The 25,341-nt window shown below is 62.1% G+C and carries 25 protein-coding genes; 13 read left to right on the forward strand and 12 right to left on the reverse strand.

The window, feature by feature from the left end:
* Positions 1–94: 94 nt before the first annotated feature.
* Positions 95–283, reverse strand: coding sequence for a hypothetical protein (locus AC56QP_RS06105; protein ID WP_091577000.1), 189 nt, complete (start codon positions 281–283; stop codon positions 95–97).
* A gap of 189 nt (positions 284–472) precedes the next feature.
* Between AC56QP_RS06105 and AC56QP_RS06110 the strand changes: the two genes are divergently transcribed.
* Positions 473–1,498 carry a hypothetical protein gene (locus tag AC56QP_RS06110; RefSeq protein WP_489860507.1) on the forward strand — a complete coding sequence of 342 codons (1,026 nt, stop codon included), beginning with the start codon at positions 473–475 and terminating at the stop codon, positions 1,496–1,498.
* Here AC56QP_RS06110 and AC56QP_RS06115 read toward each other — a convergent pair.
* The 3 genes from AC56QP_RS06115 to AC56QP_RS06125 form a co-directional block, all read right to left on the reverse strand.
* Positions 1,476–1,823 (reverse strand): DUF1491 family protein, encoded by a 348-nt coding sequence (locus AC56QP_RS06115; RefSeq protein WP_489860506.1) that lies wholly within the window; start codon positions 1,821–1,823, stop codon positions 1,476–1,478. The two genes, AC56QP_RS06110 and AC56QP_RS06115, sit on opposite strands and share 23 nt — an antisense overlap.
* 71 nt (positions 1,824–1,894) lie before the next feature.
* Entirely contained in the window at positions 1,895–2,701 is an 807-nt protein-coding gene (locus tag AC56QP_RS06120) for a peptidoglycan-binding domain-containing protein (RefSeq protein WP_489860505.1), read from the reverse strand.
* Positions 2,676–4,409 carry a PAS domain-containing sensor histidine kinase gene (locus tag AC56QP_RS06125; protein WP_489860504.1) on the reverse strand — a complete coding sequence of 578 codons (1,734 nt, stop codon included), beginning with the start codon at positions 4,407–4,409 and terminating at the stop codon, positions 2,676–2,678. Before AC56QP_RS06125 ends, AC56QP_RS06120 begins: the two co-directional genes overlap by 26 nt.
* Positions 4,410–4,941: 532 nt before the next feature.
* Between AC56QP_RS06125 and AC56QP_RS06130 the strand changes: the two genes are divergently transcribed.
* The gene (locus AC56QP_RS06130) at positions 4,942–5,295 is read left to right on the forward strand and encodes a DUF5330 domain-containing protein (protein WP_489860503.1); all 354 of its coding nucleotides are present in this window, start codon (positions 4,942–4,944) and stop codon (positions 5,293–5,295) included.
* Positions 5,296–5,395: 100 nt separating this feature from the next.
* A complete protein-coding gene (locus AC56QP_RS06135) occupies positions 5,396–5,824 on the forward strand; it encodes a SufE family protein (RefSeq protein ID WP_489860502.1) in 429 nt (142 codons plus the stop codon).
* A 106-nt stretch (positions 5,825–5,930) separates the two neighbouring features.
* Here the strand turns inward: AC56QP_RS06135 and AC56QP_RS06140 are convergent, their stop codons facing one another.
* A complete protein-coding gene (locus AC56QP_RS06140) occupies positions 5,931–6,356 on the reverse strand; it encodes a Ros/MucR family transcriptional regulator (RefSeq protein ID WP_091576990.1) in 426 nt (141 codons plus the stop codon).
* Between the two features lie 429 nt (positions 6,357–6,785).
* On the reverse strand, positions 6,786–7,154 hold the full coding sequence (locus AC56QP_RS06145) for an SH3 domain-containing protein (protein WP_489863674.1): 369 nt from the start codon (positions 7,152–7,154) through the stop codon (positions 6,786–6,788).
* Between the two features lie 116 nt (positions 7,155–7,270).
* Between AC56QP_RS06145 and AC56QP_RS06150 the strand changes: the two genes are divergently transcribed.
* The gene (locus AC56QP_RS06150; protein ID WP_489860501.1) at positions 7,271–9,397 is read left to right on the forward strand and encodes a S9 family peptidase; all 2,127 of its coding nucleotides are present in this window, start codon (positions 7,271–7,273) and stop codon (positions 9,395–9,397) included.
* 94 nt (positions 9,398–9,491) lie between these two features.
* Entirely contained in the window at positions 9,492–9,881 is a 390-nt protein-coding gene (locus tag AC56QP_RS06155) for an SET domain-containing protein (RefSeq protein WP_091576987.1), read from the forward strand.
* A 7-nt stretch (positions 9,882–9,888) separates the two neighbouring features.
* Here the strand turns inward: AC56QP_RS06155 and AC56QP_RS06160 are convergent, their stop codons facing one another.
* From AC56QP_RS06160 to AC56QP_RS06175, 4 genes are all read right to left on the reverse strand, one after another.
* The gene (locus AC56QP_RS06160) at positions 9,889–10,839 is read right to left on the reverse strand and encodes a cytochrome c (RefSeq protein WP_489860500.1); all 951 of its coding nucleotides are present in this window, start codon (positions 10,837–10,839) and stop codon (positions 9,889–9,891) included.
* Positions 10,840–10,848: 9 nt separating this feature from the next.
* Positions 10,849–11,286: a c-type cytochrome gene (locus AC56QP_RS06165; protein WP_489860499.1), complete on the reverse strand. Its 438-nt coding sequence runs from the start codon at positions 11,284–11,286 to the stop codon at positions 10,849–10,851.
* Between the two features lie 158 nt (positions 11,287–11,444).
* Positions 11,445–12,047 (reverse strand): superoxide dismutase, encoded by a 603-nt coding sequence (locus AC56QP_RS06170; protein WP_091576982.1) that lies wholly within the window; start codon positions 12,045–12,047, stop codon positions 11,445–11,447.
* Between the two features lie 175 nt (positions 12,048–12,222).
* On the reverse strand, positions 12,223–13,101 hold the full coding sequence (locus tag AC56QP_RS06175; protein ID WP_489860498.1) for a branched-chain amino acid aminotransferase: 879 nt from the start codon (positions 13,099–13,101) through the stop codon (positions 12,223–12,225).
* Between the two features lie 156 nt (positions 13,102–13,257).
* Between AC56QP_RS06175 and AC56QP_RS06180 the strand changes: the two genes are divergently transcribed.
* The 4 genes from AC56QP_RS06180 to AC56QP_RS06195 all read left to right on the forward strand — a co-directional run bounded on the left by AC56QP_RS06180 (position 13,258) and on the right by AC56QP_RS06195 (position 17,459).
* On the forward strand, positions 13,258–13,920 hold the full coding sequence (locus tag AC56QP_RS06180; protein WP_489860497.1) for a haloacid dehalogenase type II: 663 nt from the start codon (positions 13,258–13,260) through the stop codon (positions 13,918–13,920).
* Between the two features lie 174 nt (positions 13,921–14,094).
* Positions 14,095–14,919, forward strand: a complete 825-nt coding sequence (locus AC56QP_RS06185; RefSeq protein WP_489860496.1) for a L,D-transpeptidase — start codon at positions 14,095–14,097, stop codon at positions 14,917–14,919.
* 252 nt (positions 14,920–15,171) lie between these two features.
* Entirely contained in the window at positions 15,172–16,254 is a 1,083-nt protein-coding gene (locus tag AC56QP_RS06190) for an alpha/beta fold hydrolase (RefSeq protein ID WP_489860495.1), read from the forward strand.
* A gap of 155 nt (positions 16,255–16,409) precedes the next feature.
* Complete coding sequence (locus AC56QP_RS06195) at positions 16,410–17,459, forward strand: class I SAM-dependent methyltransferase (protein ID WP_489860494.1); 1,050 nt, start codon at positions 16,410–16,412, stop codon at positions 17,457–17,459.
* A 184-nt stretch (positions 17,460–17,643) separates the two neighbouring features.
* On the opposite strand, the gene AC56QP_RS06200 is transcribed toward AC56QP_RS06195, so the two are convergent.
* Positions 17,644–19,191 carry a helicase HerA-like C-terminal domain-containing protein gene (locus tag AC56QP_RS06200; RefSeq protein WP_489860493.1) on the reverse strand — a complete coding sequence of 516 codons (1,548 nt, stop codon included), beginning with the start codon at positions 19,189–19,191 and terminating at the stop codon, positions 17,644–17,646.
* A 319-nt stretch (positions 19,192–19,510) separates the two neighbouring features.
* Here AC56QP_RS06200 and AC56QP_RS06205 point away from each other — a divergent pair, with 319 nt between their 5' ends.
* The 3 genes from AC56QP_RS06205 to AC56QP_RS06215 all read left to right on the forward strand — a co-directional run bounded on the left by AC56QP_RS06205 (position 19,511) and on the right by AC56QP_RS06215 (position 23,349).
* Positions 19,511–20,953 (forward strand): methylmalonyl-CoA mutase family protein, encoded by a 1,443-nt coding sequence (locus tag AC56QP_RS06205; protein ID WP_489860492.1) that lies wholly within the window; start codon positions 19,511–19,513, stop codon positions 20,951–20,953.
* Positions 20,950–23,070, forward strand: a complete 2,121-nt coding sequence (gene scpA, locus AC56QP_RS06210; RefSeq protein ID WP_489860491.1) for a methylmalonyl-CoA mutase — start codon at positions 20,950–20,952, stop codon at positions 23,068–23,070. The genes AC56QP_RS06205 and scpA overlap by 4 nt, the downstream gene beginning before the upstream one ends.
* A 66-nt stretch (positions 23,071–23,136) precedes the next feature.
* Complete coding sequence (locus AC56QP_RS06215) at positions 23,137–23,349, forward strand: AbrB/MazE/SpoVT family DNA-binding domain-containing protein (protein ID WP_489860490.1); 213 nt, start codon at positions 23,137–23,139, stop codon at positions 23,347–23,349.
* 14 nt (positions 23,350–23,363) lie between these two features.
* Here AC56QP_RS06215 and greA read toward each other — a convergent pair whose 3' ends face one another.
* Positions 23,364–23,837 (reverse strand): transcription elongation factor GreA, encoded by a 474-nt coding sequence (greA, locus tag AC56QP_RS06220; RefSeq protein ID WP_091576966.1) that lies wholly within the window; start codon positions 23,835–23,837, stop codon positions 23,364–23,366.
* 121 nt (positions 23,838–23,958) lie between these two features.
* Between greA and AC56QP_RS06225 the strand changes: the two genes are divergently transcribed.
* Entirely contained in the window at positions 23,959–25,335 is a 1,377-nt protein-coding gene (locus AC56QP_RS06225; RefSeq protein ID WP_489860489.1) for a TIGR03808 family TAT-translocated repetitive protein, read from the forward strand.
* The last annotated feature ends 6 nt before the right edge of the window (positions 25,336–25,341 follow it).

Genomic DNA, 25,341 nt, shown 5'->3' on the forward strand with positions numbered 1-25,341 from the left:
GTGTCGCCCAAAGGTGGCCCCGTTTTTGGGACCTCACATGCGCGAAACAAACATTTAAAGCGCGACGCCTGAATCCGCTCGAACGCGACGCGCTTTAATGATGCGGGACCGGCTTCGTCCGCGGCGGGCCCGGCTTGTCGGGATCGACCGGCCGCACTTCGCCAGCGTGAGACCGCTCGTAGCGGATGCCGGGAAAGATGATCACTGCCGCCGGCATTTCGGCGGTTTGCTTTATGCGATTGCTTGGTGCCGTTCGCGGCACGAAAGACAGTACCATGCCCATGATTCGCGCATTCCTCTCGGTTTCCCCGGAGCACAACGCAACGCCTCCAAATGTCATTAAGGAGGGCAGAGGGTTAACGGAGCGCTAACGGATCGTCGCTAACTTGATCTTTGTTCTTGGTAAGCGCTCGACCGACATGGTCCCGGTCGAGCATGGCCAGGTCTGTGTCTGTTATCGGGCGTATCCTTCGTGTCATCTTCGGACTTCAGGCAAATCGCGGTACGAACGGAATCGGGAAAGGCCGAAAGGCTGTTTCGCGCCGCGGTGTCGGCGTTCTGCTCGCTCACCCGCCCGTCACGCCGCGAGATCGGCCAGCTCGAGGACCTGACGCTGCCGCTGTTCGACAATGTGTCCGTCGAATCCCGCCGTTACGTCGCAGCCGCCCTTTCCGAATGCGAATATGCCCCCGCCGCGCTGGTGCGTCGTCTCTGCGAGGAACCGGTCGACATTGCCGCCCCCCTGCTCATTCGCTCGCGCGCGGTCAGCGACATCGATCTCATCGCGCTGATCGGTCGGCATGGCCTGCCCCACGCACGCGCCATAGCGCGCCGCAAGGACCTGAATCCGACCATTGCCGATCTGATCAGGGTGCTTGAACGGCCAACCCTGGTGCGGGTGCGGGATCCGGACGCCAACGCCACCAACCAGATCGCGCCGGTGATCCCGGAGGTCGCCTCCGGCACGCGAGAACAGTCGCCCGGCATTGCCGCCGAAAATGCACGGCGCAGGCTGCGGTCCATGATGCGCATTGGCGACGAGGCGGCGGCGCCAAAGGCCGGTCCTTTCACGGGAACGGACACTTATGTGAAATTGCGCGAAACGGCGTTGACGGGAAATGCCGCGTTCTTCCAGACCGCGCTCGCCGACGCGCTCGAAATCGATTTCTCGACCGCGAGATCGCTTACCGCCAACCAGAACTACGCGTCGCTGCTCGCGGCACTGCGCTCGCTCGATCTCAGCGAGGACCGGGCATTTCTGATCACGGTTGCCGTCTATCCCAGCCAGTTCCCACATCCGCAAGCGATCCGCACCTTCCTCGACCGCTACCGCCTGCTGCATCGCGATGCGGCCGTCGACAAGGTGCGGGTCTGGAAGGCCGAAACCCTTTCGAAGGTGGTTCGCGAGGCGGCGCCGGCAAACAACGATACCCGCAAGGCATCGAACAATGACGACGAGGCGGCCTCGTCCGGCCTCAGGGCGTCTTTACGGAAATAAGTTCCTCGACGGGAACGGCACCAGCCTCGATCTCGACCACCCAGATATCGGGGTCGAATTTCTTTTCCTTTTCCAGTCGAGCGTCGAACACGGCCGCATCATCGCCGGTGCCGAGAAGGCTGAAGAAGCGGTCGTCGGGCTTCGCTGAATCGTAACTCGTCTGCGGCGCCGGCCCGAACAGGGCAATGTCTCCCGACCTGCCGCGCGCCAGGACGAAAACAGCGCCGGCTTCGGTTGCGCCGCGTTTGACCACGGCGGCAAATCCGCCGGCGCCGAAAACCCGGCGCAACAGGGCCGAGACCCACAGATCCGATGTGACGCGCATAAGATAACTCCGGAAGGCGTGCGGGCTATCTATCGGTATTTCCGGCGCTCGGCGAGCCGTCGTTTCGGCCGTCAGTTGGTCAGGCCGATCTCGCGCATCTTGACGTAGACGATCTCATCGGGCTCGCCGGTCTGCGGCAGCCCGAACAGCGACTGGAATTCCTTGATCGCCGCCTTGGTGCGGGCGCCGACGACGCCATCCAGTTGCATGTCGTCGTTGCCGAATGCCTTGAGCCCAGCCTGTATCTTGACGATGCGGGGATCGGGTCCCTGCGTCGAGGCATTCGTCTGGGCGGCATTCGCCTGCCCCGACTGCCCGGTATTTGTCTGCAAGGACACTGGAACGGCGGCCGGCGTATCCGGGCGCGGTTGCGGTCTCGGCACGACGGAAGCGGTTTTCGGCGTCGCGCCCAGTTGATCCAGCAGCAGCGCATCGATCTCGCCGGACGCGTTGAGCCCGACCTTTTGCTGATAGGCCTGGATGGCCTTGCGCGTGTTGGGTCCGGAAATGCCGTCGACAGGGCCGGAATAGAAATCGAGATCCTTCAGTATGCCCTGCACCTGCCCGACCACCGGATCAGCCTTGACCGGTGCCGGCGAAGCACCTGGCCGCACGATGTTGAATGTCGTCTCCGGTTCGTCGGCCGCCGCATGCGGAAAACCCTGAATGCTGCGCGTCGCGAAGAACGCGCCGGCATGCGGGAAAGGCTGGTACCACAACGCGTTCGCGGAAACGTAGAACAGCGTCACCAGGAATGCCGTCGACCCGCCCACCAGGACAGGATTGCGCGAAATCATGCCACCAACCGCGACCGCGCCATCCTGAAAGGCGTTGCTGCGGCGCTTGACCGGCTTAGGCTGTTTTGCGGAGCGAGCCATTTCTGTCCTCTTTCCCCATGGCCAACGGCATCGTGAGCACTCCGGCCTTCTCCGCCGTGTGCCCCTTCGGTCCGTTCACCGGCAGGCTGATGGTCACCGTGGTGCCCTCGCCCGGCATGCTCTCGATGGACATCGTGCCGTCGTGCAGCGCCACCAGGCCCTTCACCAACGAAAGGCCCAGACCCGTCCCCTCGAAACGGCGGGTATAGTCGTTCTGGATCTGCATGAAGGGCTTGCCGAGATTGGCGAAATCCTCTTCGGCGATGCCGATGCCGGTATCCCTGACCCAGAAATGCAGGCGCGAGCCGATCCGCTTGGCGCCTATGACGACATCGCCGCCCTCCGGAGTGAACTTGATCGCATTGGAGACGAGATTGATAAGCATCTGCTGCACGGCACGCCGATCAGCATTGATATCGCCCGCATCCGGCGCGATCTGCGCTTGCAGATCGATGTTTTTGGCCTGCGCCTGCAGCCGCATCATGGACTGGCACATGTCGACCGCTTCCGAGAACCGGAACGGCTCCGGCTCGGTCGCGTAGACGCCCGATTCGATCCTGGACACGTCGAGTATCGAGGTCACGACAGCAAGCAGGTGCTGGCCCGAATCCCTCACCAGGCCGACATATTCCTTCTGGCGCGGATCCTTGAAGGTACCGAACATCTCGTGCAGCAGCATATCCGAGAAGCCGATGATGGCATTCAACGGCGTGCGCAATTCATGGCTCACCACCGCCAGGAAACGTCCCTTCGCCACCTCGGCGGACGCGGCCGCCTCATTGGCCGCCGCGAAATCCTCACGCAGCCGGGCGATCTCGTTATTCTCGCGCAGCACAAGCGTGAAGACGTCGACCTCCTCTTCGCCCCGCACCAGCTCAAGCGAGAACGGCCGATAGTTGTCGGCCACCTGGCCGTTGCCATTCTGAGGCAGCCTGATGCGCAATTCGAGCCGGCGGGACAACGCGCCGTCGCGCATGTCGGCCAATGCGCTGAGATAGGAGACGCGATCCGACAGGTGGATGCGGTCGAAGAAGCCATTTCCGGAAAGCAGTTCAGGCGGCAGCTTCAAGAGTGTGCGCGCCTTTGCGGAAGCATCCAGCACCTCGCCGTGACGGGCGACGCGCAGGACCACCGCGTCGATGATGTCTTCGAGCCGGTCGGCCGTGTCCACGAGATCCGCCGCGCCAGCGGTGTCGCGAAGCGCCGAAATGCGCGGGACCAGCGTGAGCGCCCAGGCCAACGGCACCAGCCAGTGCCATGGGGCGATCTGCGCCCCTGCGAACGGGAACACGGCAACGGCCAGAGGTTGAGCCAGAATGGCGACCGTTGCCGACACGGCGCCCCACAGCGCCGCGCGCCGCGAGGCACCGATCCACCAGGCTTCGAACGGCAGCGCCACGACAAGCATGGCGACAGGAGAGCTCAGTCCGCCGGCGGCGGCGATCAGGCTGCCAAGGGCAAGGCCCGCGATCGCCAGGGCGACCTGAGCCGCCACAGCCATCTTGCCGGTCGCCGCCACCAGCAAGGCGATGAACCAGCATAGACCAAAGGCCGCAAAGATGGCGGCTACGGTGACGGCGGCGCCCATGCCCGAAGTGACCAGCGTGACCGCGGCTCCCGCGGCGAAGAAAGGAGCAGCCAGCATGACGCCGATGAAGCGGCGCTGGCGCTCGCGGTCGCTCTGCCCAACGATGGACGGATGGACCATACGTTCGCAACCAGCGGCCATCGCGCCAGGCAATTCAACGTATCTGGCCTTTATTGAACTCAACTCAATGCACTCGCACTCGTCGTGGACAGCTCTGCTTTGCAGATTGTTCTGGTTGGTTCTGAAATTCGCATCCAGCGTTTAAGGAATGGATAAGGCAGGGCCGACCAAGGCCTGGCCTGCGGCAAATATCGGGATGCCGGCGACCGAAAGCCCGGGCAAATGCCGCCATAGTAAACGGAGGGTTATTCAGCGACGCGGCCAGCCCGTCGACGAAAGCTCACGCCGGCACTCCGTCATTTTACGGAAAACCGTTATAAAACAGATGGATAGATGGTTTCTGATAGATGAAGGAGATCATTCGGATCTGAATCAAATCGATTGCAAAACGGATCGTTTCGAATTTGCCTAAAATTTGAGGAAAATTCTCACTTTGCCTGCAAGCCGTCCTTTGCGGCTGTGTGCCAATATCCCGCCTACAAAAGAGGTCATGCCATATGGATGCATGATCCGGTCACGACGAGAGGCAAGCATGTTCTTCCTGATGAGAATGGCTTTCTGGTTTTCGCTGGTGTTGCTGGCGCTGCCACTGAGTGTCGGTTCCGACGAGTCGGGTCACGAGAGCGTTGGGCCGATCCAGGCCTTGTTCGCGGCACGCGAGGCAGTTGGCGACATTGCCGGCATTTGCGAGCGCAAGCCCGATGTCTGTGAAACCGGCAAGTCGGCGATGCACACCATCACCGCCCGCGCCAAGGAAACAGCCAAGATCGCGGCCGCGATGCTGGACGACAAATCCGCCGCAGGTCCTGACACGTCGACGACGACCGGCAGCGTGCCGGAAGAAATCGTCTTGCCCGACACAGTCAACTTGCCGGCGCAGAATTGAGCCGTCTGGACGGCGCACCGCGGGTTGTCTGCCCTCTCGACGCCCGCGGTGTCCTTGTTTTTTCCGTGACGCGGCACTGCTGCGTGACTATATCCAGGTCATGACGACCACGATCCAGACGATCCGCGACGACTTCTCGTTCCTCGATGATTGGGAAGACCGCTATCGCTATGTGATCGAATTGGGCGAGGCGCTGCCGCCGTTTCCGGACGAGGAGCGCAACGCCGCCAACAAGGTGCCTGGCTGCGTCAGCCAGGTCTGGCTGACCACCGAACAGGGGCCGGGAAGCGATCCCGTCATCACCTTCACCGGCGATTCGGATGCCCATATCGTGCGTGGGCTGGTGGCGATCATGCTGGCGCTGTTTTCCGGAAGGACCGCCAGCGAGATAGAGAAAACCGACGCGGAAGCCACATTGAGGGAGCTCGGCCTCGACGAACACCTTTCGCCGCAGCGCGCCAACGGTCTTCGCTCGATGGTCAAGCGCATCAAGCGCGACGCCGAGGCAGCACTCAAGCAGACCGCCTGACCACTCGCCGAGTCCGGCCTCTTCATCCCGTCTTGCCGTCCGCCTTGCAAAAATCAAACGGCGCCCGAAGGCGCCGTTGGGATCGATCCGATATGGCAAGCGGCGATTAGCGCGCCTTGCGCTTGCGGCCGAGACCCATCTTCTTGGCAAGCTGGGACCGGGCTGCGGCGTAGTTGGGAGCAACCATCGGATAGGTCGGATCGAGATTCCACTTTTCGCGATACTGATCGGGCGTCAGGTCATAGTGGGTCATCAGATGGCGCTTCAGTGACTTGAACTTCTTGCCGTCTTCGAGGCAAACGATGTAGTCGTCATGAACCGAGCGCTTCGGGTTGACGGCCGGCTTTTGCTTGTCGGCAGGCGGCTGTTCGGCGGTTCCGCCCACGCGCCCTAGCGCGGCATGGACATCGGCTATCAGGTTCGGCAATTCGCCGACCGGCACGGGATTGTTGCTGACATAGGCAGCCACCACATCGGCGGTCAACTCGATCAGCGCATCGCTGTTTCTGGAAGGTGTTTCGACAATATCCATGGTCTTCAGGCCCCAACAGGAGTTACTTCGGTCCGCGCCCTTTTTTTACAGACAGGGCATAGCACGAATTTTGTGCAGGTAGAATTCCTGCGATTCGTGTCGCGGGCACATCAATGAGCCCGCGGACCAAGTAAGTCAATTCTCCCGTTGCGCTATATTGCACGATGTAGATCAATTGTTCGCGGATCAGCTTCAATCTTTCGTGCACCATGTAATTTCTCGATATTTCCCCTGCCAAACGAGCAACGGCTGACGTTGGGTCAGCTATGCGTTACATTCGCGATAACTCACTAAGCAAGTTTCAATGCTTGATTTTGCTTGGTCATCGCACGGGCAACCTTGGTTGCTCGCATCTCTCGACAAAACCACAGGTTGCCGCATGTCTGCCGCGGGCAAGCAATCAGGCGACATGCCTGCGGGGCCAGTCAATCAATAAGGGGCGATGTACTTGCCATAGGCCCAGCCGGTCACGAAGTCGCCGTTCTTGGCCGGATCATGCCAGACTTCGCACCAGCGATGGCGAACCTTCTGTTCCTGCTGCCGGGCCGGTTGATTGGCGATGTCGAGCAGATTTACCCCACCGGTGCATCGTCCAGTCATCTGCAGAACGGTCCCGTTCGGGTATGCCGCCTGTTTCTGGGATTTCCCCGAGGGATATTTGCGCACATTGAGCGTGTCGCCGAACGGCACATTGGCCACTTGCCAAGCCGCGAATACGGTCGCATGAGACTGACCGACAGAAGCCAGAGCCAGCGAAGCAACGGCGAGAGCCGCAGCAATCCGAGAACAAATCGTCATCATCTCTCCTCCCGGCCCATCTCCCGAAGCCGACACAACCGATAGGCTAGGGCTCTTGAACCCGCGCTGATCGACGTGTTCATTCGCCATTCAAGATACTTCCAAAGCGAGACGCAATGAACAAGACTTCCGCATTTCCGATCGTCAGCCCGCCAGTACCTGAGAAACGGCCGGTGTCCGACACCCACCACGGCATCACGCGAACCGATGACTATGCCTGGCTGCGCGCCGACAACTGGCAGGAGATGTTCCGGGATCCGTCATTGCTCGATGCCGGGATTCGCGCGGAACTCGAGGCCGAAAACGCCTACCAGTCGAAGCTGATGGCCGACACGGTCGAACTGCAAAAGCAGCTTTTCAAGGAGATGAAGGGCCGCATCAAGGAAGACGATTCTTCCGTACCGATGAAGGATGGCCCCTATGCCTACGGTTCATCCTTCAAGCTTGGTGGTGAGCAGCCGCGTTATTTCCGCATGCCGCGCGATGGCGGTGTCGAGCAGATCCTGCTCGACGGCGACGCCGAGGCCGAAGGCAAGGCCTATTTCCGCCTCGGTGGCGTCGATCATTCGGCCGACCATCGCAAACTGCTATGGGCATTCGACGACAAGGGGTCCGAGTTCTACACGCTGCGTGTGCGCGACCTTGCCGCCGGCAAGGAGCTTGCGGACCAGATTCCCGACACTGGCGGCTCCGGTGTCTGGAATGCCGGCAATAACGGCTTCTTCTACACCCGTCTCGATCCCAATCATCGCCCGTCCAAGGTGCTGTTCCATGCGCTTGGAGACAGCCCCGACCGCGACCGGCTGATCTACGAGGAGACCGACCCCGGCTTCTTCATGAATGTCGGCGGCACGCGGTCCAACGAATGGATCATGATCGGCATCAACGATCACGAGACTTCGGAGTATCGTCTGTTGAGCGCCAGCGATCCGTTTGCCGAACCCAAGCTGGTCTCGCCACGCGAGATTGGGCTTCAGTACGATTTGGAAGAAGGCGGTGACATCTTCTTCATCCTGACCAATGCCGACGGCGCCAAGGATTTCAAGATCATGACGGCGCCGGCGAGCGATCCGGTCCGCGCCAACTGGCAGGAGCTGGTGCCGCACGAGCCGGGCAGGCTGATCCTGTCGGTGATCGGCTTCAGGGACCACATGGTGCGGCTCGAACGCAAGGAGGGCCTGCCGCGCATCGTCGTGCACGACCGCAAAAGCGGCGAAGAGCATCATCTGTCGCTCGACGAGGAGGCCTTCTCGCTCGGCCTATCGGGCTCCTATGAGTACGACACCGAGATCATGCGCTTTTCCTACTCGTCGATGACGACGCCGGCGCAGGTGTTCGACTACAATATGCGCACCCGCGAGCGGGTGCTTCTGAAGACCCAGGAAGTGCCCTCCGGCCACGACCCGGACCACTACGTGACGAGGCGGCTAATGGCGCCTGCCGCTGATGGCGAACTGGTGCCGATCTCGCTTTTGCACCACCGCGACACGCCGCTGGATGGATCCGCCCCTTGCCTGCTCTACGGCTACGGCTCCTATGGCATCACCGTGCCGGCCGCGTTCAACACCAACTGGTTCTCGCTGGTCGACCGTGGTTTTGTCTTTGCCATCGCTCACGTCCGCGGCGGCAAGGACAAGGGCTATGGCTGGTACGACGACGGCAAGCGGGAGAACAAGATGAACACGTTCACCGATTTCATCGCCGTCGCGCGCCATCTGGTCCTGGAACGCTACACGTCCCACGACCGCATCATCGCACAAGGCGGTTCGGCCGGCGGCATGCTGATGGGCGCCATCGCCAACATGGCGCCGGAAAGCTTCGGCGGCATTATCGCCGAGGTGCCCTTCGTCGATGTGCTCACCACCATGCTTGACGCCAGCCTTCCGCTGACACCGCCGGAATGGCCGGAATGGGGCAATCCGATCGCGTCTGCCGATGACTACCGGACGATCGCCGCCTATTCGCCCTATGACAATGTCGCAGCGCTCGACTATCCGCCGATCCTGGCGCTGGCCGGCCTCACCGATCCGCGTGTCACCTATTGGGAACCGGCCAAATGGGTGGCGCGGCTGCGCGAGCGCAAAACCGGCAGCAATCCGGTGCTGTTCAAGATCAACATGGATTCCGGCCATGCCGGCGCATCCGGTCGGTTTTCCAGGCTGGAGGAAATCGCCTATACCTATGCCTTCGCGCTGAAGGTTGCCGGCAAGGCGCATCTTGTCGAACACAACCTTTTGAGCTGATTTTCCGCTCGCAATTGCGATAGTCGCGCGCTACCCAAGGCGCGGCTTTTTTCAAAGCCGCGCCGCCCAATCATCAATCTCGTAAGGGTCTGCCATGCTGCTCGTCGACGTCTATCTCGACAAATCGCCCATCCAGGGCATCGGTGTCTTTGCCAAGGCCCACATTCCCAGCGGCGCGCTGATCTGGAAGCTTGATCCCAAATATGACCGGCGTATCAAGGTCGAGACCTACGAGAACGAAACCGGGCCGGTCAAAGCCTATCTCGACCGCTATTCCTATCCCGACCGGCGCGACCCGAACTACATCGTCTTCGAAGCCGACGACGCGCGTTACATGAACCACGACGACGATCCAAATTGCGATGTCTCCTCGCCCGAGGAGACCTATGCGTTGCGTGACATCGCGCCCGGCGAGGAATTGACCTGCGACTACAATCATTTCTTCGAAACCGGCTTCGATTTCCTCGGCGACCGCCACCCGTAATCGAAAATCAGTTCGCCGTCTTCTTGCGAGCCGGGTAGCCGTTGGGATGCGGCGGTATGGCCTTCAGATAGGCGGCGATCGCCGCGCGATCGTCCGGAGTCAGCTCGGCCATGTTCTTTTGTACATCGACCATGGCACCGCTCGCGGAATCGAACTCCGGCGTAAAGCCGGTTTCGAGATAGTTGGCGATGTCGGCTTCAGACCATTTTCCGATGCCGCCCTCGCCCGAGGTGATGTTCGACACGATACCGTTGCCTTCAGCCGCCGCCGCGCCAGCCAGCCACTCGCTTTTCTTGGTGCCGCCGGTGAAGGCGCGCGGCGTGTGGCATTCGCCGCAATGGCCCGGTCCCTCGACCAGGTAGCGGCCAGCCATCACCGGAGCCGGCGTGCCCTCAGGGAAAGCGATCACCGGCTCCTTGCTCAAATAGAGCCGTTTCCACAAGCCGAGACCGCGACGGATGTTGAAGGGAAAACTCAACGAGTGACCTGGCGCCTTGCCGGCAACCGCTGGAAGCGTCTTCAGGAAGGCGTAGAGATCGGCGATGTCGGCGGGCCTCATGCGTGCGTAGGACGGGTAGGGAAACGCCGGGTAGAAATGCTCGCCTGAAGGCGAGACGCCCTTCAGCATGGCATTGGCCAGGTCTTCCACCGACCAGGCGCCGATGCCATCCTTGGCGTCCTGCGAAATGTTGGGCGGCACGAAGGTGCCGAACGGCGTCTTGAGTTCGAGACCGCCGACCAGCTGAAGTCGGGCATCGCCCTGGGAACCAGGCTTGGCATGACATGACGTACAGCCGCCGGCATTGAAAATGCGCTTGCCCCTGGCGGCATCGCCGGGGCCGAGTTGCGCCAGGGTTTCAGCGTCGAGCTTGACCGGCGCCGAGAGCAGCCATCCGGCAACAGCACCGACGCCACCCAGGATGAGGGCGGCGCCGACGAGTTTTTTCAGCAGGGGCATAGCCCGCGATCAGCCTTTTTTGATCCTGTAGGTCTGATGGCAGGTGCCGCAATCGGAGCCGATGGTGTCGAACTGCGTCTTCAAGGCGTCGACATTCGCTGGCGCGGCTGCGACCGCAGCCTTGACGTCAGCGAGATATTTGGCGTGAACCGTCTTGAAGCCTGCCATGTCTTCCCAGATCTTGGGAGCAGCCGTGGTGTCGCCAGCGTCGCTGCCAGCCGGGAAAAGAGCGTCGATATCCAACTTCTCGGCATTCGCCTGAAGCGCCTGCAACGCCGTCAGCACCGCCGCTGCCTCGAAAGGCTCCTGGCCGTTGACCACTTTCGACAATCCGCCGGCAATCTTTCCACGTTCCTTCATCAGAGCCTGCCGATCGAGGATCGGATCGGCAAAAGCCGCTGAACCGACGAGGCCGAGCATAGAGATGGCGATGACAAGCTTTCTCATTCAATTGGCTCCATGATGAAGGGGACGGAACGATAACGGCCAGGACGGCGTGAATATTCCCTGTTGATTGCCGGATTTCGCCGAGCGCGATTTTGCAGCGACCGCCTCGACGCTGGAAAAGAAAAGCCCCGGCATGCCGGGGCTTTTCCGCAAATCGATCAGGCCTTGGCCTTTTCGTAAAGCTCGAGGACATGGTCCCAGTTGATCAGGCTGTCGACGAACGCTTCAAGATATTTCGGGCGGGCGTTGCGATAGTCGATGTAGTAGGAATGCTCCCAGACATCGACGCCGAGGATCGGCGTCGCGCCGTGAACGAGCGGGTTTTCACCATTCGGCGTCTTCGAGATCGCCAGCTTGCCATCCTTGACCGAAACCCACGCCCAGCCTGAACCGAACTGTGTCGTGCCGGCGGCGATGAAGTCGGCCTTGAACTTGTCGTAGCCACCGAGATCGCTGTCGACCGCCTTCTGCAGGGCACCCGGCAATTTGTTGCCGCCACCGCCCTTCTTCATCCACTTCCAGAAATGGATGTGGTTGTAGTGCTGGGCTGCATTGTTGAACAGGCCGGCATTCTTGCCGAACGACTGCTTGACCACCTCTTCGACCGACAGGTCGCCCATGCCAGCCTCGGCGGCCAGCTTGTTGCCGTTGTCGACATAGGCCTTGTGGTGCTTGTCGTGGTGATATTCCAGCGTCTCTTTCGACATGTAAGGCTGCAAGGCCTCGTAGTCGTAAGGCAGAGCGGGCAATTCAAAAGCCATGGATGGTACTCCCTCGTGGAAAAATCCGGTGTCGATACCGGATTAAGATAGGTCTGGATTGAGCTGGAACAACTCCGGAATGAAGCGCCAGTTCCCTTTCTAAGCGGGTTGCGGAAAACTGTCACACGGTTTTCCGCAACGAACCACGCAGCGACGAAAGGCCCAGCCGGACGCGTCAGCCAGTCGGCGTTGAATGCGCCCAGTCCCAATAGAGCTCGCGCGCCTTCTTGGCCACCGGCCCGGGCTGCAGATTACGATCCTCGATACGCGTGATCGGCACCACCTTGGAATGGTTTCCCGTCGAAAAAATCTCGTCCGCTTCGAGGAAATCGCGCACCGACAGCGTCTTTTCAGTGGTCTTGAATCCATACTCGCCAAGCAGTGTCATCGTGCGCGAGCGGGTGATGCCGGACAGGAAGGTGCCGTTCGGTGCCGGCGTGAAGACATGGCTGTCCTTGACCAGGAAGATGTTCGAGGTTCCGGTCTCGGCGACGTTGCCCAGCATGTCGAGCACCAACGCATTGTCAAAGCCGCGCATCTTGGCTTCGAGAATGGCGCGGCCGTTGTTGGGATAGAGGCAGCCGGCCTTGGCGTTGGTCGGCATGGTTTCGATGGTCGGGCGCCGGAACGGCGACACGGTCACCGAAAAGCCGGTGGGTGGGATCATCGGCGATTCATAGAGGCAAAGGCAAAAACGGGTCGACGCGGGATCGGCCGGCACGCCCATGTAGCCGCCATGCTCGGCCCAGTACATCGGCCTGATGTAGACGGCTGTCTTGCCATCGAACTTCTTCAACCCATCCCACGTCAGCCCGACGATCTTGTCGGCGGTCATGGACGGCTTGAGGCCGAGCGCAATCGCCGAAGAATTCACCCTGGCGGCATGGAGATCGAGGTCCGGCGCCACACCCTCGAACCAGCGGCCACCGTCGAAGACGCTGGTGCCAAGCCACATGGCGTGGCTGCGCGGCCCAAGAATGGCGACATTGCCCTCGTACCAATCACCATCGACGAAAGTCCATGTCGCGGATTGTGCCGCTGTCGCCAGTGTCATCGCGTTGTCCCGTCTCAATCGGTCCCGTGTGACAGCCATTGGAAGATGCTTTGGCGGGCGGCGTCAACCGGCATCGAGGAGTTTTGTTGAGGCCAGCGACAGGCGCGGGACAATCAGAGCTTGCACCTCGCCTCGCCTCGCCCCAAAACTGTTGCCATGCAATACGCCACTTATGTTTTCGACGCCTACGGCACGCTGTTCGACGTGCATGCGGCCGTGCGCCGCCATGCCGATCAGATCGGACCAGACGGCCAGTTGCTGTCCGATATCTGGCGCGCCAAGCAGCTCGAATATTCCTGGGTGAGGACGTTGATGGGCGCCTATGCGGATTTCTGGCAATTGACCGAGCAGGCACTCGATTTCGCCTTGCGCAAGGTCCCCTCGGCCGATCCCAGCCTCAAGGCAAGACTGCTGGACGCTTACTGGCGGCTAGATTGCTATCCCGAGGTGCCGGCCGTCCTCAAGGCGCTCAAGGCTTCTGGAGCGAGACTGGCGATCCTCTCGAACGGTTCGCCGGAAATGCTTGAGGCAGCGGTGAAGTCCGCCGCGCTCGATCAGGTCTTGGACGATGTCTATTCCGTCGATGCGGTGCGGCGGTTCAAGACCGACCCCTCGGTCTACGACATGGTCACCACCAGCCAGCGCCTCTACCCCGGCGCGGTTTCCTTCCAGTCCTCCAATCGTTGGGACATCGCGGGCGCCACCAAGTTCGGCTTCCGCACGGTATGGATCAACCGTTCCAACCAACCCGAGGAATACCGGGATTTTCCACCTGCCTTGATCCTACCAACCCTCGAAGCTCTGGTGTCCGGCAGTTAGGTTGCACACCTGTGTCCCTGGCGCCACAGTGGCGGCGCAGTCACAGCTTCGCCTTTCTTTGTCCACCTTCAAGCCAGAATCGGAACCGCCTATCGCGCCGGGTGTTGTAAGGCACCCGCGCGGCAGCCGGCGTATTCACGCTTTGTTGCGATTTGAGACCTAAAGAAGGCAACCATGTCCACAACCGAAATCGAATCCTACCGCCTGAGCCGTCGCGGCTTCCTGAACGCCGCTGCATTGGGCGCCGCTTCGATCGCGGTTTCCGCATGCGCCACCACCGGACCGGGACCAGCCGAGCCGCCGCCGCCAACCTATGTCGAGCCGCCTCTGCCCGACTATGCGACGATGTACGCCGCCGTCAGCGATGGCGGCTTCGACCTTCCGGCGATACCCTTCCAGAAGATCGATCCACAGTACCTGCGTCAGATCGTTCCCGATCCGACGGGGCAGAAGCCAGGCACGCTTATCGTCGACACGACCGGGCACCACCTCTATCTCGTGCGCCCAGGCGGCCAGGCCATCCGCTATGGTGTCGGTCTCGGCCGCGCCGGCTTCGAATGGTCCGGCGACGCCGTGGTCCAGTGGAAGCAGAAATGGCCGAAGTGGACACCCCCGGATGAGATGATCGCTCGGCAGCCGGAACTGAAGCCGTACAGCGCCGACAATGGCGGCATGCCCGGCGGGCTCAAGAACCCTCTCGGCGCGCGCGCGCTCTATCTTTTCCAGGGCAACGTGGACACGCTCTATCGGCTGCATGGCTCGCCGGAATGGAACTCGATTGGCAAATCGGTTTCGTCGGGCTGCGTGCGCCTGATGAACCAGGACATCATCGACCTCTACGACCGCGTGCCTTCCAAGACCCCGGTCATCGTTACCGCCGATATCGGTCAGCCCATGGTGGCAACGGGCAACCGCAAGGCCATCCCGATCGACGCCGGCGTGCCGGAAGGATCGGTGCTTCTCGGGCCGCTGAAAGAGATCACCAACTCGATCTTCTGATCCGGTTGAAGCAGAGCGGCCTCTGCCGCTCCTTCATCGGATTGTCTCGGAAACGGTATCGATTTTGCGTCAGGCGCGCGCCTGCGCATCTGGTTTTGGCGCGCCATGCGGCTGTAATGCCCGGAGCGGTCCCCCAACTGGGCCTGCCATTGCGAGCCGGATCTTGCGAGCCGGATCTAACGGACATCATGAGACCAACCGGCCTCGGAGACCGGTCTGTCGCGTGGCGCCCCACTGCGATATTCTTGGGCGATGAAACTCAGCCAGAGTATCCGGTTCTGCACGTCCGAGGACGGTACCCGCATCGCTGTCGCATCATGCGGGGAGGGAAAGGTGATCGTGCGGGCGGCGCACTGGTTGAGCCATGTCGATTATGACCTCGAAAGTCCGGTTTGGCGGCCGTGGCTCCAGGCCCTTTCGGCCCGCAACCAGTTCGTGCGCTACGATCCACGCGGCTGCGGTTTATCGGATCGCCATGTCGCCGACCTCTCGATCGAAGCGTGGCACGCGGACCTGGACGCCGTGACGGCGACCATCGAGCAGCCAAGCTTCGTTCTGCTGGGTCTTTCGCAAGGCGGCGCTCTCAGCATCGCATATGCACTCCGGCATCCTGAACGGGTGTCGCATCTGGTGCTCCTGAATGCCTATGGTCAGGGTGCGAGAGTTCGAGCGCGGACCGAGGCCGAACGGTTGGAAGCCGAAACACTTGTCAATTTTGTTCGCATTGGCTGGGGACGCGAAAATCCTGCGTTCTGCCGGTTCTTCACCAATCTTTTCATCCCGGACGGGACACCCGAACAGCATCGCTGGTGGGGCGATCTGGAGCGCGTGACGGCAAGCGCTGACGTGGCCGCCCGCCTGCTCTGGCAGATGCAGGGGATCGATGTACTGGACGTCGCGGCAAAACTCCGCGTGCCGACGTTGATCGCGCATAGCCGCGGGGACATGCGCGTGCCGTTCGATGAAGGCTGCAAGCTTGCCGCAGCGATCCCTGGAGCGCGCTTCCTGCCGCTTGAAAGCAAGAATCATGTTCTCCTGCCGACCGAGCCAGCCTGGTCGGTGTTCCAGGACGAACTTGATGATTTCCTGGGACACGCCCGGCCCAGGCAGCCGCGCGCAATCCGCGAGGCCGCTCTGACACCAGCCGAGGCGGCGCTTCTGGATCTGGTCAAGGAGGGGCTCGACAACCGTGCGATCGCGCAACGCCTTTGCAAAAGCGTGAAGACCGTGCGCAACCAGCTGTCGATGATCTTCAGCAAGCTTGGCGTGCATAGCCGATCGCAGGCGATCGTGATGACGCTGTCCGACAGAGTGCGAGCGCCTCGGCCCGATTGACATCATCGCAGGCCACGGATGCGGGACATCTGTCCCTGCTTTTGGCTCGATTTTCTTGCCTGCGCGGGACCGTCGCATCATGCCCATTCCCACCGGGTGTCTCATCCTTGGATTGACGGGACTGCAAGCCGTCCGAAGATCCGGAGGAACCCAACATGACACAACTCAATGAAACCACGCTCAATGAATTGGTAGGCCGCATCCTGGGCGACCTTGGCGGTGCAGTCAGTGTACCGTTGGTCCGAATCGGAGATGCGCTGGGCCTGTACAAGACGCTCAAGGAGATCGGGCCGGCGAAGGCCGACGAACTTGCCGATGCCGCAGGATGCGCGCGCCGCTACGTTCGCGAGTGGCTGGCGGCCCAGACAGCGTCTGGCTACGTGCACCATGAACATGGGCGGTTCTCGCTAACGCCCGAGCAGTCATTCGTATTTGCGGAACCCGACAGCCCGGTCAATCTGATTGGCGGGTTCGATACCGCGGCCGCCATGGTCGAGAACCAGCCAAAGGTGCAATCGGCCTTCAAGACCGGGCGAGGCGTTGCCTGGGGCGATCAAGCGGGTTGTCTGTTCTGCGCGGTGTCACGCCTGTTCCGGCCGGGCTATGTCAATGCCCTGGTGAAAGAATGGCTGCCGGCGCTTGACGGCGTCGTCGCCAAGTTGAAGGCGGGTGCGTCGGTGGCCGACGTCGGGTGTGGGCACGGGGTATCGACGGTCCTGATGGCGCAGGCATTTCCCGACTCCCGATTCATAGGTTACGACTTCCATCCGGCCTCGATTGCCGCCGCGACCGCGCACGCCCGGTCGCACGGGCTAGCGAACCTGCAGTTTGAGGTCGGCCGGGCGCAGGACTTTGGCGTGCGGGACTTCGATCTGGTCACCTGCTTCGATTGCTTGCACGATATGGGCGATCCAAAGGCCGCGGCGGCGCATATCCGCAATTCGCTGAAAGACGGCGGCACCTGGATGGTCGTCGAGCCCATGGCAGGAGACACTCTGGAGGAAAATATCAATCCGGTCGGACGGCTCTACTACTCCGCCTCGACCATGATCTGCGTTCCCACATCGCTGGCACAGGAAACGGGCCTCGCACTTGGCGCGCAAGCGGGGGAGAACCAGCTGGCCGAGGTGATCCGGTCAGGTGGTTTCTCTCGTGTCCGGCGGGCTGCCCAGACCCCACTCAACATGGTGCTGGAAGCGACCTGACGAAGAAAGGGCCGGTTCGGGTGCCTGCCTCGAACCGGCCAGGATTCATGCGAACCAGCTGTCCCAATACCTCAACGGCAGCTATTGGCGCAGAGCGCCTTGCGCAGCCGCCTATCCGGCTGGCGGCACCGCTTCAAGCCACGGCATTTCGCCAAAACGGATGCTCCTGCCTCGGATCCGATGCTCACCGCCCCCTGGAGAGGCTGCCCAGTATCCCGCGCACGATGGCGCGTCCGACCGATGAGCCAACCGAGCGCACCACCGACTTGATCGCCGCCTCGGCCACGGTCTGGCGATTGGACGGCCTTGGCGCCGGCGCGCGCCGGCCACCTGATTGAGGAGCCGGATCGTCGTTGCCGAAGCCGGGAATGGTCCAGCGCGAGCCGCCGCTGCCGGCCTGCTGCGCCTGCTCTTCGGCGTCCTGCGCCTCCTTGGCCTTTCTCTGCAGCATCTCGAAAGCCGATTCGCGATCGACGACCTGGTCGTACTGGCCGGCGACCGGGCTTTCCTGGATCAGCTTGCGACGCTCGTCGGGCGTGATCGGCCCCAGGCGCGAGGACGGCGGACGGATCAGCGTCCGCTGCACCATGGACGGAACGCCCTTGGCCTCCAGTGTCGAGACCAGCGCCTCGCCGGTGGCGAGCTGGGTGATTGCGGTCATGCAGTCGAAATCGGGATTTGGCCGGAACGTCTCGGCCGCTGTCCTCACCGCCTGCTGCTCACGCGGCGTATAGGCGCGCAGCGCGTGCTGTACGCGGTTGCCGAGCTGGCCCAGGACCTTTTCAGGGATATCCAACGGGTTTTGCGTGACGAAATAGACGCCGACGCCTTTCGAGCGGATCAGGCGGACGACCTGTTCGACGCGATCCACCAGCACCTTCGGTGCTTCGTCGAACAGAAGATGCGCCTCATCGAAGAAGAACACCAGCTTCGGCTTGTCGGGGTCGCCGACTTCCGGCAGCACTTCGAACAGCTCCGACATCAGCCACAGAAGGAATGTCGCGTAGAGCCGCGGATTCATCATCAGCTTGTCGGCGGCAAGCACGCTGATGGCACCACGCCCGTCGCGCGTGGTGCGCATGATGTCGGAGATCCGCAGGGCCGGCTCGCCGAAGAAGTGCGCGGCACCCTGCTGCTCGAGGACCAACAGCGTGCGCTGGATGGCCCCCACTGAAGGCTTCGTCACATTGCCGTAGCGCGAACCGATCTCATCGGCGCGCTCGGCTATGTTGGCCAACAGCGCCTGCAGATCCTTCATGTCGAGCAGCAGCATGCCTTCCTCGTCCGCCAGGCGGAAGGCGATGTTCATGATGCCTTCCTGCGCCTCGGTCAGGTTCATCAGGCGCGACAAAAGCAGTGGCCCCATTTCCGAGACGGTGGCGCGGATCGGATGGCCCTGCTCCCCGAACAGGTCCCAGAAGATCACCGGAAATTCCTGAAAGTCATAGGGGTCGAGCTTGATCTGTTCGGCGCGCTTGACCAGGAAATCCTGTGCCGTACCCATCATGGCGATGCCGGACAGGTCGCCCTTGATGTCGGCGCAGAACACTGGCACGCCGGCGTTGGAAAAACCTTCAGCCAGGATTTGCAAGGTAACGGTCTTGCCGGTACCGGTGGCGCCGGTCACGAGGCCGTGGCGGCTCCCGTACTGAAGCAACAGCTGCTCGGCACGCTGGTAGCTGTCGTCCGGCTTGCGGCTGGCGCCGATGAAAATACTGGTGTCGTCAGCCATATGTCCGGTCTCCGCAAAGTGATGTCTTTAAAGCCAGTGGCCTTGCCGCTGGTATAGTGAGGCCGTTGCGCAGCGACAATGCCTTCGTTCAAACCGGGGCCATTCGTCCAAACTGGGGCCAATCGTCGAAATCGGTTTTTTTGGAGCTTGCGGATCTTGCCGGTGTTTGGCAATCGTTCATGGTTCGTGCCCGCGGGTCGACCTATATTCGATGGATCGAATTCAGCCCCTGGAAGGGCATTGGATTGCGATATCGGACCGGGGGCCGTAGACTGAATTGCTCCAGGTTGGTGCGGCCGCACAAAAGCGAGGAAGACGGATGGGCGCCGGAGCCTTGATCCAGAATGTTGAACCCGCGAACGCCGAGCGCCAGCGATGGCTGGCCCTGGCGGAAAAGGCGCTTGCCGGCGCTTCCTTCGAGGAAAAACTGGTTTCGCATACAGACGACAACATCCGCATCGAACCCCTCTACGACCGCGGCATGGCGGCCGAACCGATGGTGCGCACAAACCCTACCTCGCCCTGGATCGTCAGCCAGCGGGTCGACGATCCCGACATTGACCGCGCCAAGGCGCAGGCATTGGAGGATGTGGCGCAGGGGGCCACTGGATTGTCGCTTGTCTTCGAAGGCGCCCCGAATGCATTCGGCTATGGCCTGCCGAGGACAGCGCAGGCACTGGAGACTGTGCTGGACGGAGTGCCGCTCAACCGCGTGCAGGTCCGCATCGACGCCCATCCATGGAGCCGCGCGGTGGCCGACTGGCTGGTGGCATTCCTGAGCAAACGCCGGTCCGATCCGACAAAGCTCAATCTCTCCTTTGGCATCGATCCGGCGGCTATTTTTGCCGGAACCGGTCGGTTGCGCATGTCGATCGAGGCCCTGCAGGCATCGATGCCGCAATCGCTGGCGCATTTCTTCTCGATGGGCGTTCCGGGCGTGCTTCTGGAGGCGGACGGGCGCGTGTTCCACAATGCCGGCGCGACGGAGGCACAAGAACTCGGCATCATGCTCGCTTCCGCGGTGTCCTATCTCAGAATGTTCGAGAAGGCGCGGCAGCCGCTTGTCTATGCCGCGCCCCATATTGGCTTCGCGCTGAGCGTCGACCAGGACCAGTTCCTGTCGATGGCCAAGGTCCGGGCCCTGCGCAGGCTTTGGGCGCGTGTGCAGGAGGCGTGCTCGATCCCGAATTCCACGGCCAACGTCCATGCCGAGACATCGTTTCGCATGATGACGGCGATGGATTGCGAGACGAACATCCTGCGTACCGCCATTGCCGGCTTCGCCGCGGCGGCGGGCGGCGCGGATTCCATCTCCATCCTGCCGCACACGATCGTGCACGGCCTGCCGGCGGGTTTTGCCCGCCGCGTCGCCCGCAACGCGCAACTGATCATGGCCCATGAAAGCCATATCGATCATGTCTCCGATCCTGCCTGTGGTTCCGGTGCGGTCGAAGCGCTGACCGAGGAACTGTGCGAGGTGGCCTGGGTGGAATTGCAGAAGATCGAGGCTGAGGGCGGCGTGTTGTCCAGCCTCCAGGACGGACATATCCAGGCACGCGTTCACGCCGCGGCGGCGCGGCGCAACGCCGCCTACAAGGCAGGCGAGCGGGCCATCATCGGCACCACACTCTATCCCTTGAAAAGCGATCGTCCGGTCGAGACACTGGCGGCGGAACGGCGACCTGCCTTCACCGAAGGCGTTGCCGTCTGCGAGCCCCTGTTTCCCGCCCGCATCGACCAGTCGATCGGAGCCGTCTCTTGATCCCGGATTTCGGCCAGATCGGCTGGGTGCCGCCACGCCGCGTTCCCGTCGAGGTCAAGGGCCAGCGGACGACGCCAGAAGGTCTGGTCGTCAAGCATCTGTACAACCAGGGTGACCTCAAGGGCTTGTCGCATCTTGACACCTATCCGGGCCTGCCGCCCTTCGTGCGAGGCCCTTACCCGACCATGTATGTCCAGCAACCCTGGACGATCCGGCAATATGCCGGCTTCTCGACGGCGGAGGAGTCCAACGCCTTTTACCGGCGCAACCTTGCCGCCGGCCAGAAGGGCCTGTCGGTCGCCTTCGATCTCGCCACGCACCGCGGCTATGACAGCGACCATCCGCGCGTCGCCGGCGATGTCGGCATGGCGGGCGTCGCCATCGATTCTATCCTCGACATGCGGCAACTCTTCGACGAGATTCCGCTCGGCGACATGACGGTGTCGATGACGATGAACGGCGCGGTGCTGCCGATCATGGCGCTCTACATCGTGGCGGCGGAAGAACAGGGCGTTGCGCAGAAGGATCTCGCCGGGACGATTCAGAACGACATTCTGAAGGAGTTCATGGTCCGCAACACCTACATCTACCCGCCGAAACCCTCGATGCGGATCGTTTCGGACATCTTCTCCTACACGTCGAAGAACATGCCGAAGTTCAATTCGATCTCGATCTCGGGCTATCACATGCAGGAGGCCGGTGCGACGGCCGACCTCGAGCTTGCCTATACGATCGCCGACGGCATCGAATATGCCCGCGCCGGCGTTGCGGCGGGCCTCGATATCGACCGCTTCGCGCCGCGCCTGTCCTTCTTCTGGGCGATCGGCATGAACTTCTTCATGGAAGTGGCCAAGCTGAGGGCGGCGCGCCTGTTGTGGGCGACGTTGATGGCGAAGAACTTTTCGCCGAAGGACGAACGCTCGCTGTCGCTGCGCACCCATTGCCAGACCTCGGGCTGGTCGCTGACGGCGCAGGACCCCTACAACAACATCATCCGCACCATGATCGAAGCGATGGCGGCGACGCAGGGCCACACGCAGTCGCTGCACACCAATTCCTTCGACGAGGCGATGGCACTGCCTACCGACCACTCGGCCCGCATCGCCCGCAACACGCAGCTCATCCTGCAGAAGGAATCCGGCACCACGCGCATCATCGATCCCTGGGGCGGCTCTGCCTATCTCGAACGGCTCACGCATGACCTGGCGGCGCGCGCACTTGCCCATATCGAGGAGGTCGAGGCGCTCGGCGGCATGGCCGCCGCGACGGAAAAGGGCATACCGAAGCTGCGCATCGAAGAGGCCGCTGCGCGCACGCAGGCGCGCATCGATTCCGGCGAACAGACGCTGGTCGGCGTCAACGCCCATCGTCCAGGGACCGACATCGAGGTCGACGTGCTGAAGATCGACAATGCCGAAGTCAGGGCGCGGCAACTGTCGAAGCTGCAAAGGCTGAAAGGCACCCGCGATGTCGCCGCCGTCGAAAGCGCGCTCGAGGCGCTGACCCGCGCCGCACAGGGCAATGAAAACCTGCTGGAGTTCGCCATCCGCGCCGCGCGCGCCAATGCCACCGTCGGCGAGATCTCGTTCGCGTTGGAGAAAGCCTTTGGCCGCCACGTTGCAACGGTCCAGACCATTTCCGGCGTCTACCGCAAGGCGCTCGGTGACAATCCAGTGGTCGACCGGCTGCAGGACAAGCTTGAGGCCTTCGCGAAGAAATTCGGCGGCAAGCCGCGCATCCTCGTCGCCAAGATGGGACAGGACGGCCACGACCGTGGACAAAAAGTCATCGCCACGGCTTTCGCCGATCTCGGTTTCGACGTCACTGTCGGCGCGATGTTCCAGACGCCGGAGGAAATCGCGAAACTGGCGATCGAACATGATGTCCATATCGTCGGCGCCTCGTCGCTGGCGGCAGGGCATCTGACGCTGATCCCCGAACTCAGAGACGCGCTGAAAAAGCTTGGACGAAGCGACATGCTGATCGTCGCCGGCGGCGTCATCCCGCCGCAGGATTACGACGCAGTCCTGAAGGCCGGCGCGGCGGAAATCTTCCCGCCGGGCACTGTCATTCCGGAGGCGGCTGATCGGCTGATGGATCGGCTGTTGGCGGGCTGAGCGAACATTGCTGTATTGCCGGAAAAGGTTGTGCCAAACTGACAGACGCAACCAAGGGTAACGACCGTGAAGCTCGAAGACGGATCAGGCGCCGTGATCCTGCCACGGGAAATGCTCTACAGCCCGAACCTGCAAGTGGGCGATCAACTCCGGATTATCGAAACCGATGACGGCGTCATTCTAAGACCGATGGAGAGTGACGACGTCGAGCGGCAGATCCGCGCTGCTCGTGATGTCATGGACAAATATGAGGTCACATTGCAAAGGCTGGCCAAATAGACGACGCCCTGGCGTCAGCCATCCGAGAGCTTGACGATTTCCCATTCCTTGCCGTTGACCGTAACGACCTCGCCGACCTTCTTGCCAAACAGCGCCACGGCCATTGGCGAGACGTGGGAAATCGTGCCCTTGGCCGGATCGGCCTCGTCCTCGCCAACGATTTTCCAGTGCACCTTCTTGCCGTCATCGCCTTCCAGCGTGACACCCATGCCGAAGCGAACAAGGTCGCTGCCCGGCTCCGGCACGGACAGTTCGGCGCTTTCGCGCCGGGCGGTCCAATAGCGCAGGTCGCGCGACACCACCGCGATGCGTTCGCGGTCGGCTTTCCGTTCGGCTTTCGCCAGTATGTCGCGCAAGTCGGCCAGATTTTCCTCGATCATCGCCAGGCCATGCTCCGTCACCAGATTGCGGTGCTGGCTGATCGGCCGCTCGCCGACGCCGGCGATGGCGTTTTCGCTGTCTTCCTCGCGCGTAAAAGCTCTGCTCATTGGTTGAACTTAGGCGCGGAGAGGCTGCTCGACAAGCCATTGTCGTTATCCCCCGAGAGAAGAGACAAAACGTCTGGCACGATTCCTGCGGTGTGGGGGTTGAACACCAGGACCTGTGCCGATGTTGAACAGACGAAAGCTGCTGACCGGAACGGCTGGCTTCGCCGTATTCGGCCTCTCGCTCGGCAAAGCAGCGGCCGCGGGCCTGACCGGCATCGAGAAAGCGTCCATGCGCGGTTCGATCAACGCCACCGAACTTGGCGTGCAGCCGGGCACCTTTGACGATCAGAGCAAGGCCTTCGCCAAGCTGCTGCGCGACGCGAACGACCGCGATATGCCGGTGTTCCTGCCGCCAGGCACTTATGTCGTCTCCAACCTCTCGCTGCCCAGCCGCGTGCGTCTTTCCGGCGTGCCGGGCGCTACGCGGATCGTCTATGGCGGCGACGGGCACCTCTTCATGGCCGAACAGGCCGATCATATCGAACTCGGCGGGCTGGTCTTCGATGGCACGAACCGCTCGATGGGCGACTACGCGCAGGGGCTGCTCGATTTGCGCCGGGTCGCTCACCTCGTCGTCGACAACTGCCAGGTCACCGGCAGCGGCAAGAACGGACTGGCGCTGGAACGCGTGACGGGCCGGGTCGAACGCTCGGACATATCGGGCGCTGCCGATGCCGGCATCTATTCGGTCGAGGCCAGCGGACTGGCGATCACGGGCAACATCGTCACCGACTGCGCCAATGGCGGCATCCTGGTGCATCGCTGGCAGGCGGCGGAAGACGGCACCATGGTCACCGGTAACCGCGTCGAACGCATCCAGGCGCGCAGTGGCGGAACCGGCCAGAACGGCAATGGCATCAACGCGTTCCGGGCCGGAAACGTCATCATCTCCGGCAATGTCGTGTCGGACTGCGCCTTCTCGGCGATCCGCGCCAACAGTGCCAGCAATCTGCAGATATCAGGCAACACCTGCTCGCGTTCGGGCGAGACCGCGGTGTATTCGGAATTCTCGTTCGAGGGCACCGTCATCAGCAACAACATCGTCGACGGCGCCGCCAACGGCATCTCGATCGTCAACTTCAACGAAGGCGGCCGCCTAGGAGTCTGCACGGGCAACATCGTGCGCAATCTGTCGACCAGCGGCCCCTACCCCGCCGACCCGCCCGGGTTTGGCGTCGGCATCAGCGTCGAGGCCGACACGACCGTGTCCAACAATGTCATCGAGAACGCGCCGCTCTATGGCATGCAGATCGGCTGGGGACCGTTCCTGCGCAATGTCGTCGCCACAGGGAACGTCATCCGCAAGGCTGGAACGGGCATTGTCGTGTCCGTCGTAGAGGGCGCCGGCACGGCGGTCATCTCCGACAATGTCATCGACGGCGCGCTGAATGGCGCCGTTGTCGGCCAGCGCTGGGCCGACGCGGCGACAGGCGACCTGACGTCGTCCGACAATACCGGTTATGCGCACCTAACCGTGGAGCGCAATCACGTCAGCTAGGTGCTC

Source organism: Mesorhizobium sp. RCAM 05104 (genome assembly GCF_059683645.1).

What these genes read in the sequence shown, in the direction of transcription:
- AC56QP_RS06105 (WP_091577000.1), bottom strand. Translation starts at nt 283, where the DNA reads ATGGGCATGGTACTGTCTTTCGTGCCGCGAACGGCACCAAGCAATCGC.
- AC56QP_RS06115 (WP_489860506.1), bottom strand. Translation starts at nt 1,823, where the DNA reads ATGCGCGTCACATCGGATCTGTGGGTCTCGGCCCTGTTGCGCCGGGTT.
- AC56QP_RS06120 (WP_489860505.1), bottom strand. Translation starts at nt 2,701, where the DNA reads ATGGCTCGCTCCGCAAAACAGCCTAAGCCGGTCAAGCGCCGCAGCAAC.
- AC56QP_RS06125 (WP_489860504.1), bottom strand. Translation starts at nt 4,409, where the DNA reads ATGGTCCATCCGTCCATCGTTGGGCAGAGCGACCGCGAGCGCCAGCGC.
- AC56QP_RS06130 (WP_489860503.1), top strand. Translation starts at nt 4,942, where the DNA reads ATGTTCTTCCTGATGAGAATGGCTTTCTGGTTTTCGCTGGTGTTGCTG.
- AC56QP_RS06135 (WP_489860502.1), top strand. Translation starts at nt 5,396, where the DNA reads ATGACGACCACGATCCAGACGATCCGCGACGACTTCTCGTTCCTCGAT.
- AC56QP_RS06140 (WP_091576990.1), bottom strand. Translation starts at nt 6,356, where the DNA reads ATGGATATTGTCGAAACACCTTCCAGAAACAGCGATGCGCTGATCGAG.
- AC56QP_RS06145 (WP_489863674.1), bottom strand. Translation starts at nt 7,154, where the DNA reads ATGACGATTTGTTCTCGGATTGCTGCGGCTCTCGCCGTTGCTTCGCTG.
- AC56QP_RS06150 (WP_489860501.1), top strand. Translation starts at nt 7,271, where the DNA reads ATGAACAAGACTTCCGCATTTCCGATCGTCAGCCCGCCAGTACCTGAG.
- AC56QP_RS06155 (WP_091576987.1), top strand. Translation starts at nt 9,492, where the DNA reads ATGCTGCTCGTCGACGTCTATCTCGACAAATCGCCCATCCAGGGCATC.
- AC56QP_RS06160 (WP_489860500.1), bottom strand. Translation starts at nt 10,839, where the DNA reads ATGCCCCTGCTGAAAAAACTCGTCGGCGCCGCCCTCATCCTGGGTGGC.
- AC56QP_RS06165 (WP_489860499.1), bottom strand. Translation starts at nt 11,286, where the DNA reads ATGAGAAAGCTTGTCATCGCCATCTCTATGCTCGGCCTCGTCGGTTCA.
- AC56QP_RS06170 (WP_091576982.1), bottom strand. Translation starts at nt 12,047, where the DNA reads ATGGCTTTTGAATTGCCCGCTCTGCCTTACGACTACGAGGCCTTGCAG.
- AC56QP_RS06175 (WP_489860498.1), bottom strand. Translation starts at nt 13,101, where the DNA reads ATGACACTGGCGACAGCGGCACAATCCGCGACATGGACTTTCGTCGAT.
- AC56QP_RS06180 (WP_489860497.1), top strand. Translation starts at nt 13,258, where the DNA reads ATGCAATACGCCACTTATGTTTTCGACGCCTACGGCACGCTGTTCGAC.
- AC56QP_RS06185 (WP_489860496.1), top strand. Translation starts at nt 14,095, where the DNA reads ATGTCCACAACCGAAATCGAATCCTACCGCCTGAGCCGTCGCGGCTTC.
- AC56QP_RS06190 (WP_489860495.1), top strand. Translation starts at nt 15,172, where the DNA reads ATGAAACTCAGCCAGAGTATCCGGTTCTGCACGTCCGAGGACGGTACC.
- AC56QP_RS06195 (WP_489860494.1), top strand. Translation starts at nt 16,410, where the DNA reads ATGACACAACTCAATGAAACCACGCTCAATGAATTGGTAGGCCGCATC.
- AC56QP_RS06200 (WP_489860493.1), bottom strand. Translation starts at nt 19,191, where the DNA reads ATGGCTGACGACACCAGTATTTTCATCGGCGCCAGCCGCAAGCCGGAC.
- AC56QP_RS06205 (WP_489860492.1), top strand. Translation starts at nt 19,511, where the DNA reads ATGGGCGCCGGAGCCTTGATCCAGAATGTTGAACCCGCGAACGCCGAG.
- greA (WP_091576966.1), bottom strand. Translation starts at nt 23,837, where the DNA reads ATGAGCAGAGCTTTTACGCGCGAGGAAGACAGCGAAAACGCCATCGCC.
- AC56QP_RS06225 (WP_489860489.1), top strand. Translation starts at nt 23,959, where the DNA reads ATGTTGAACAGACGAAAGCTGCTGACCGGAACGGCTGGCTTCGCCGTA.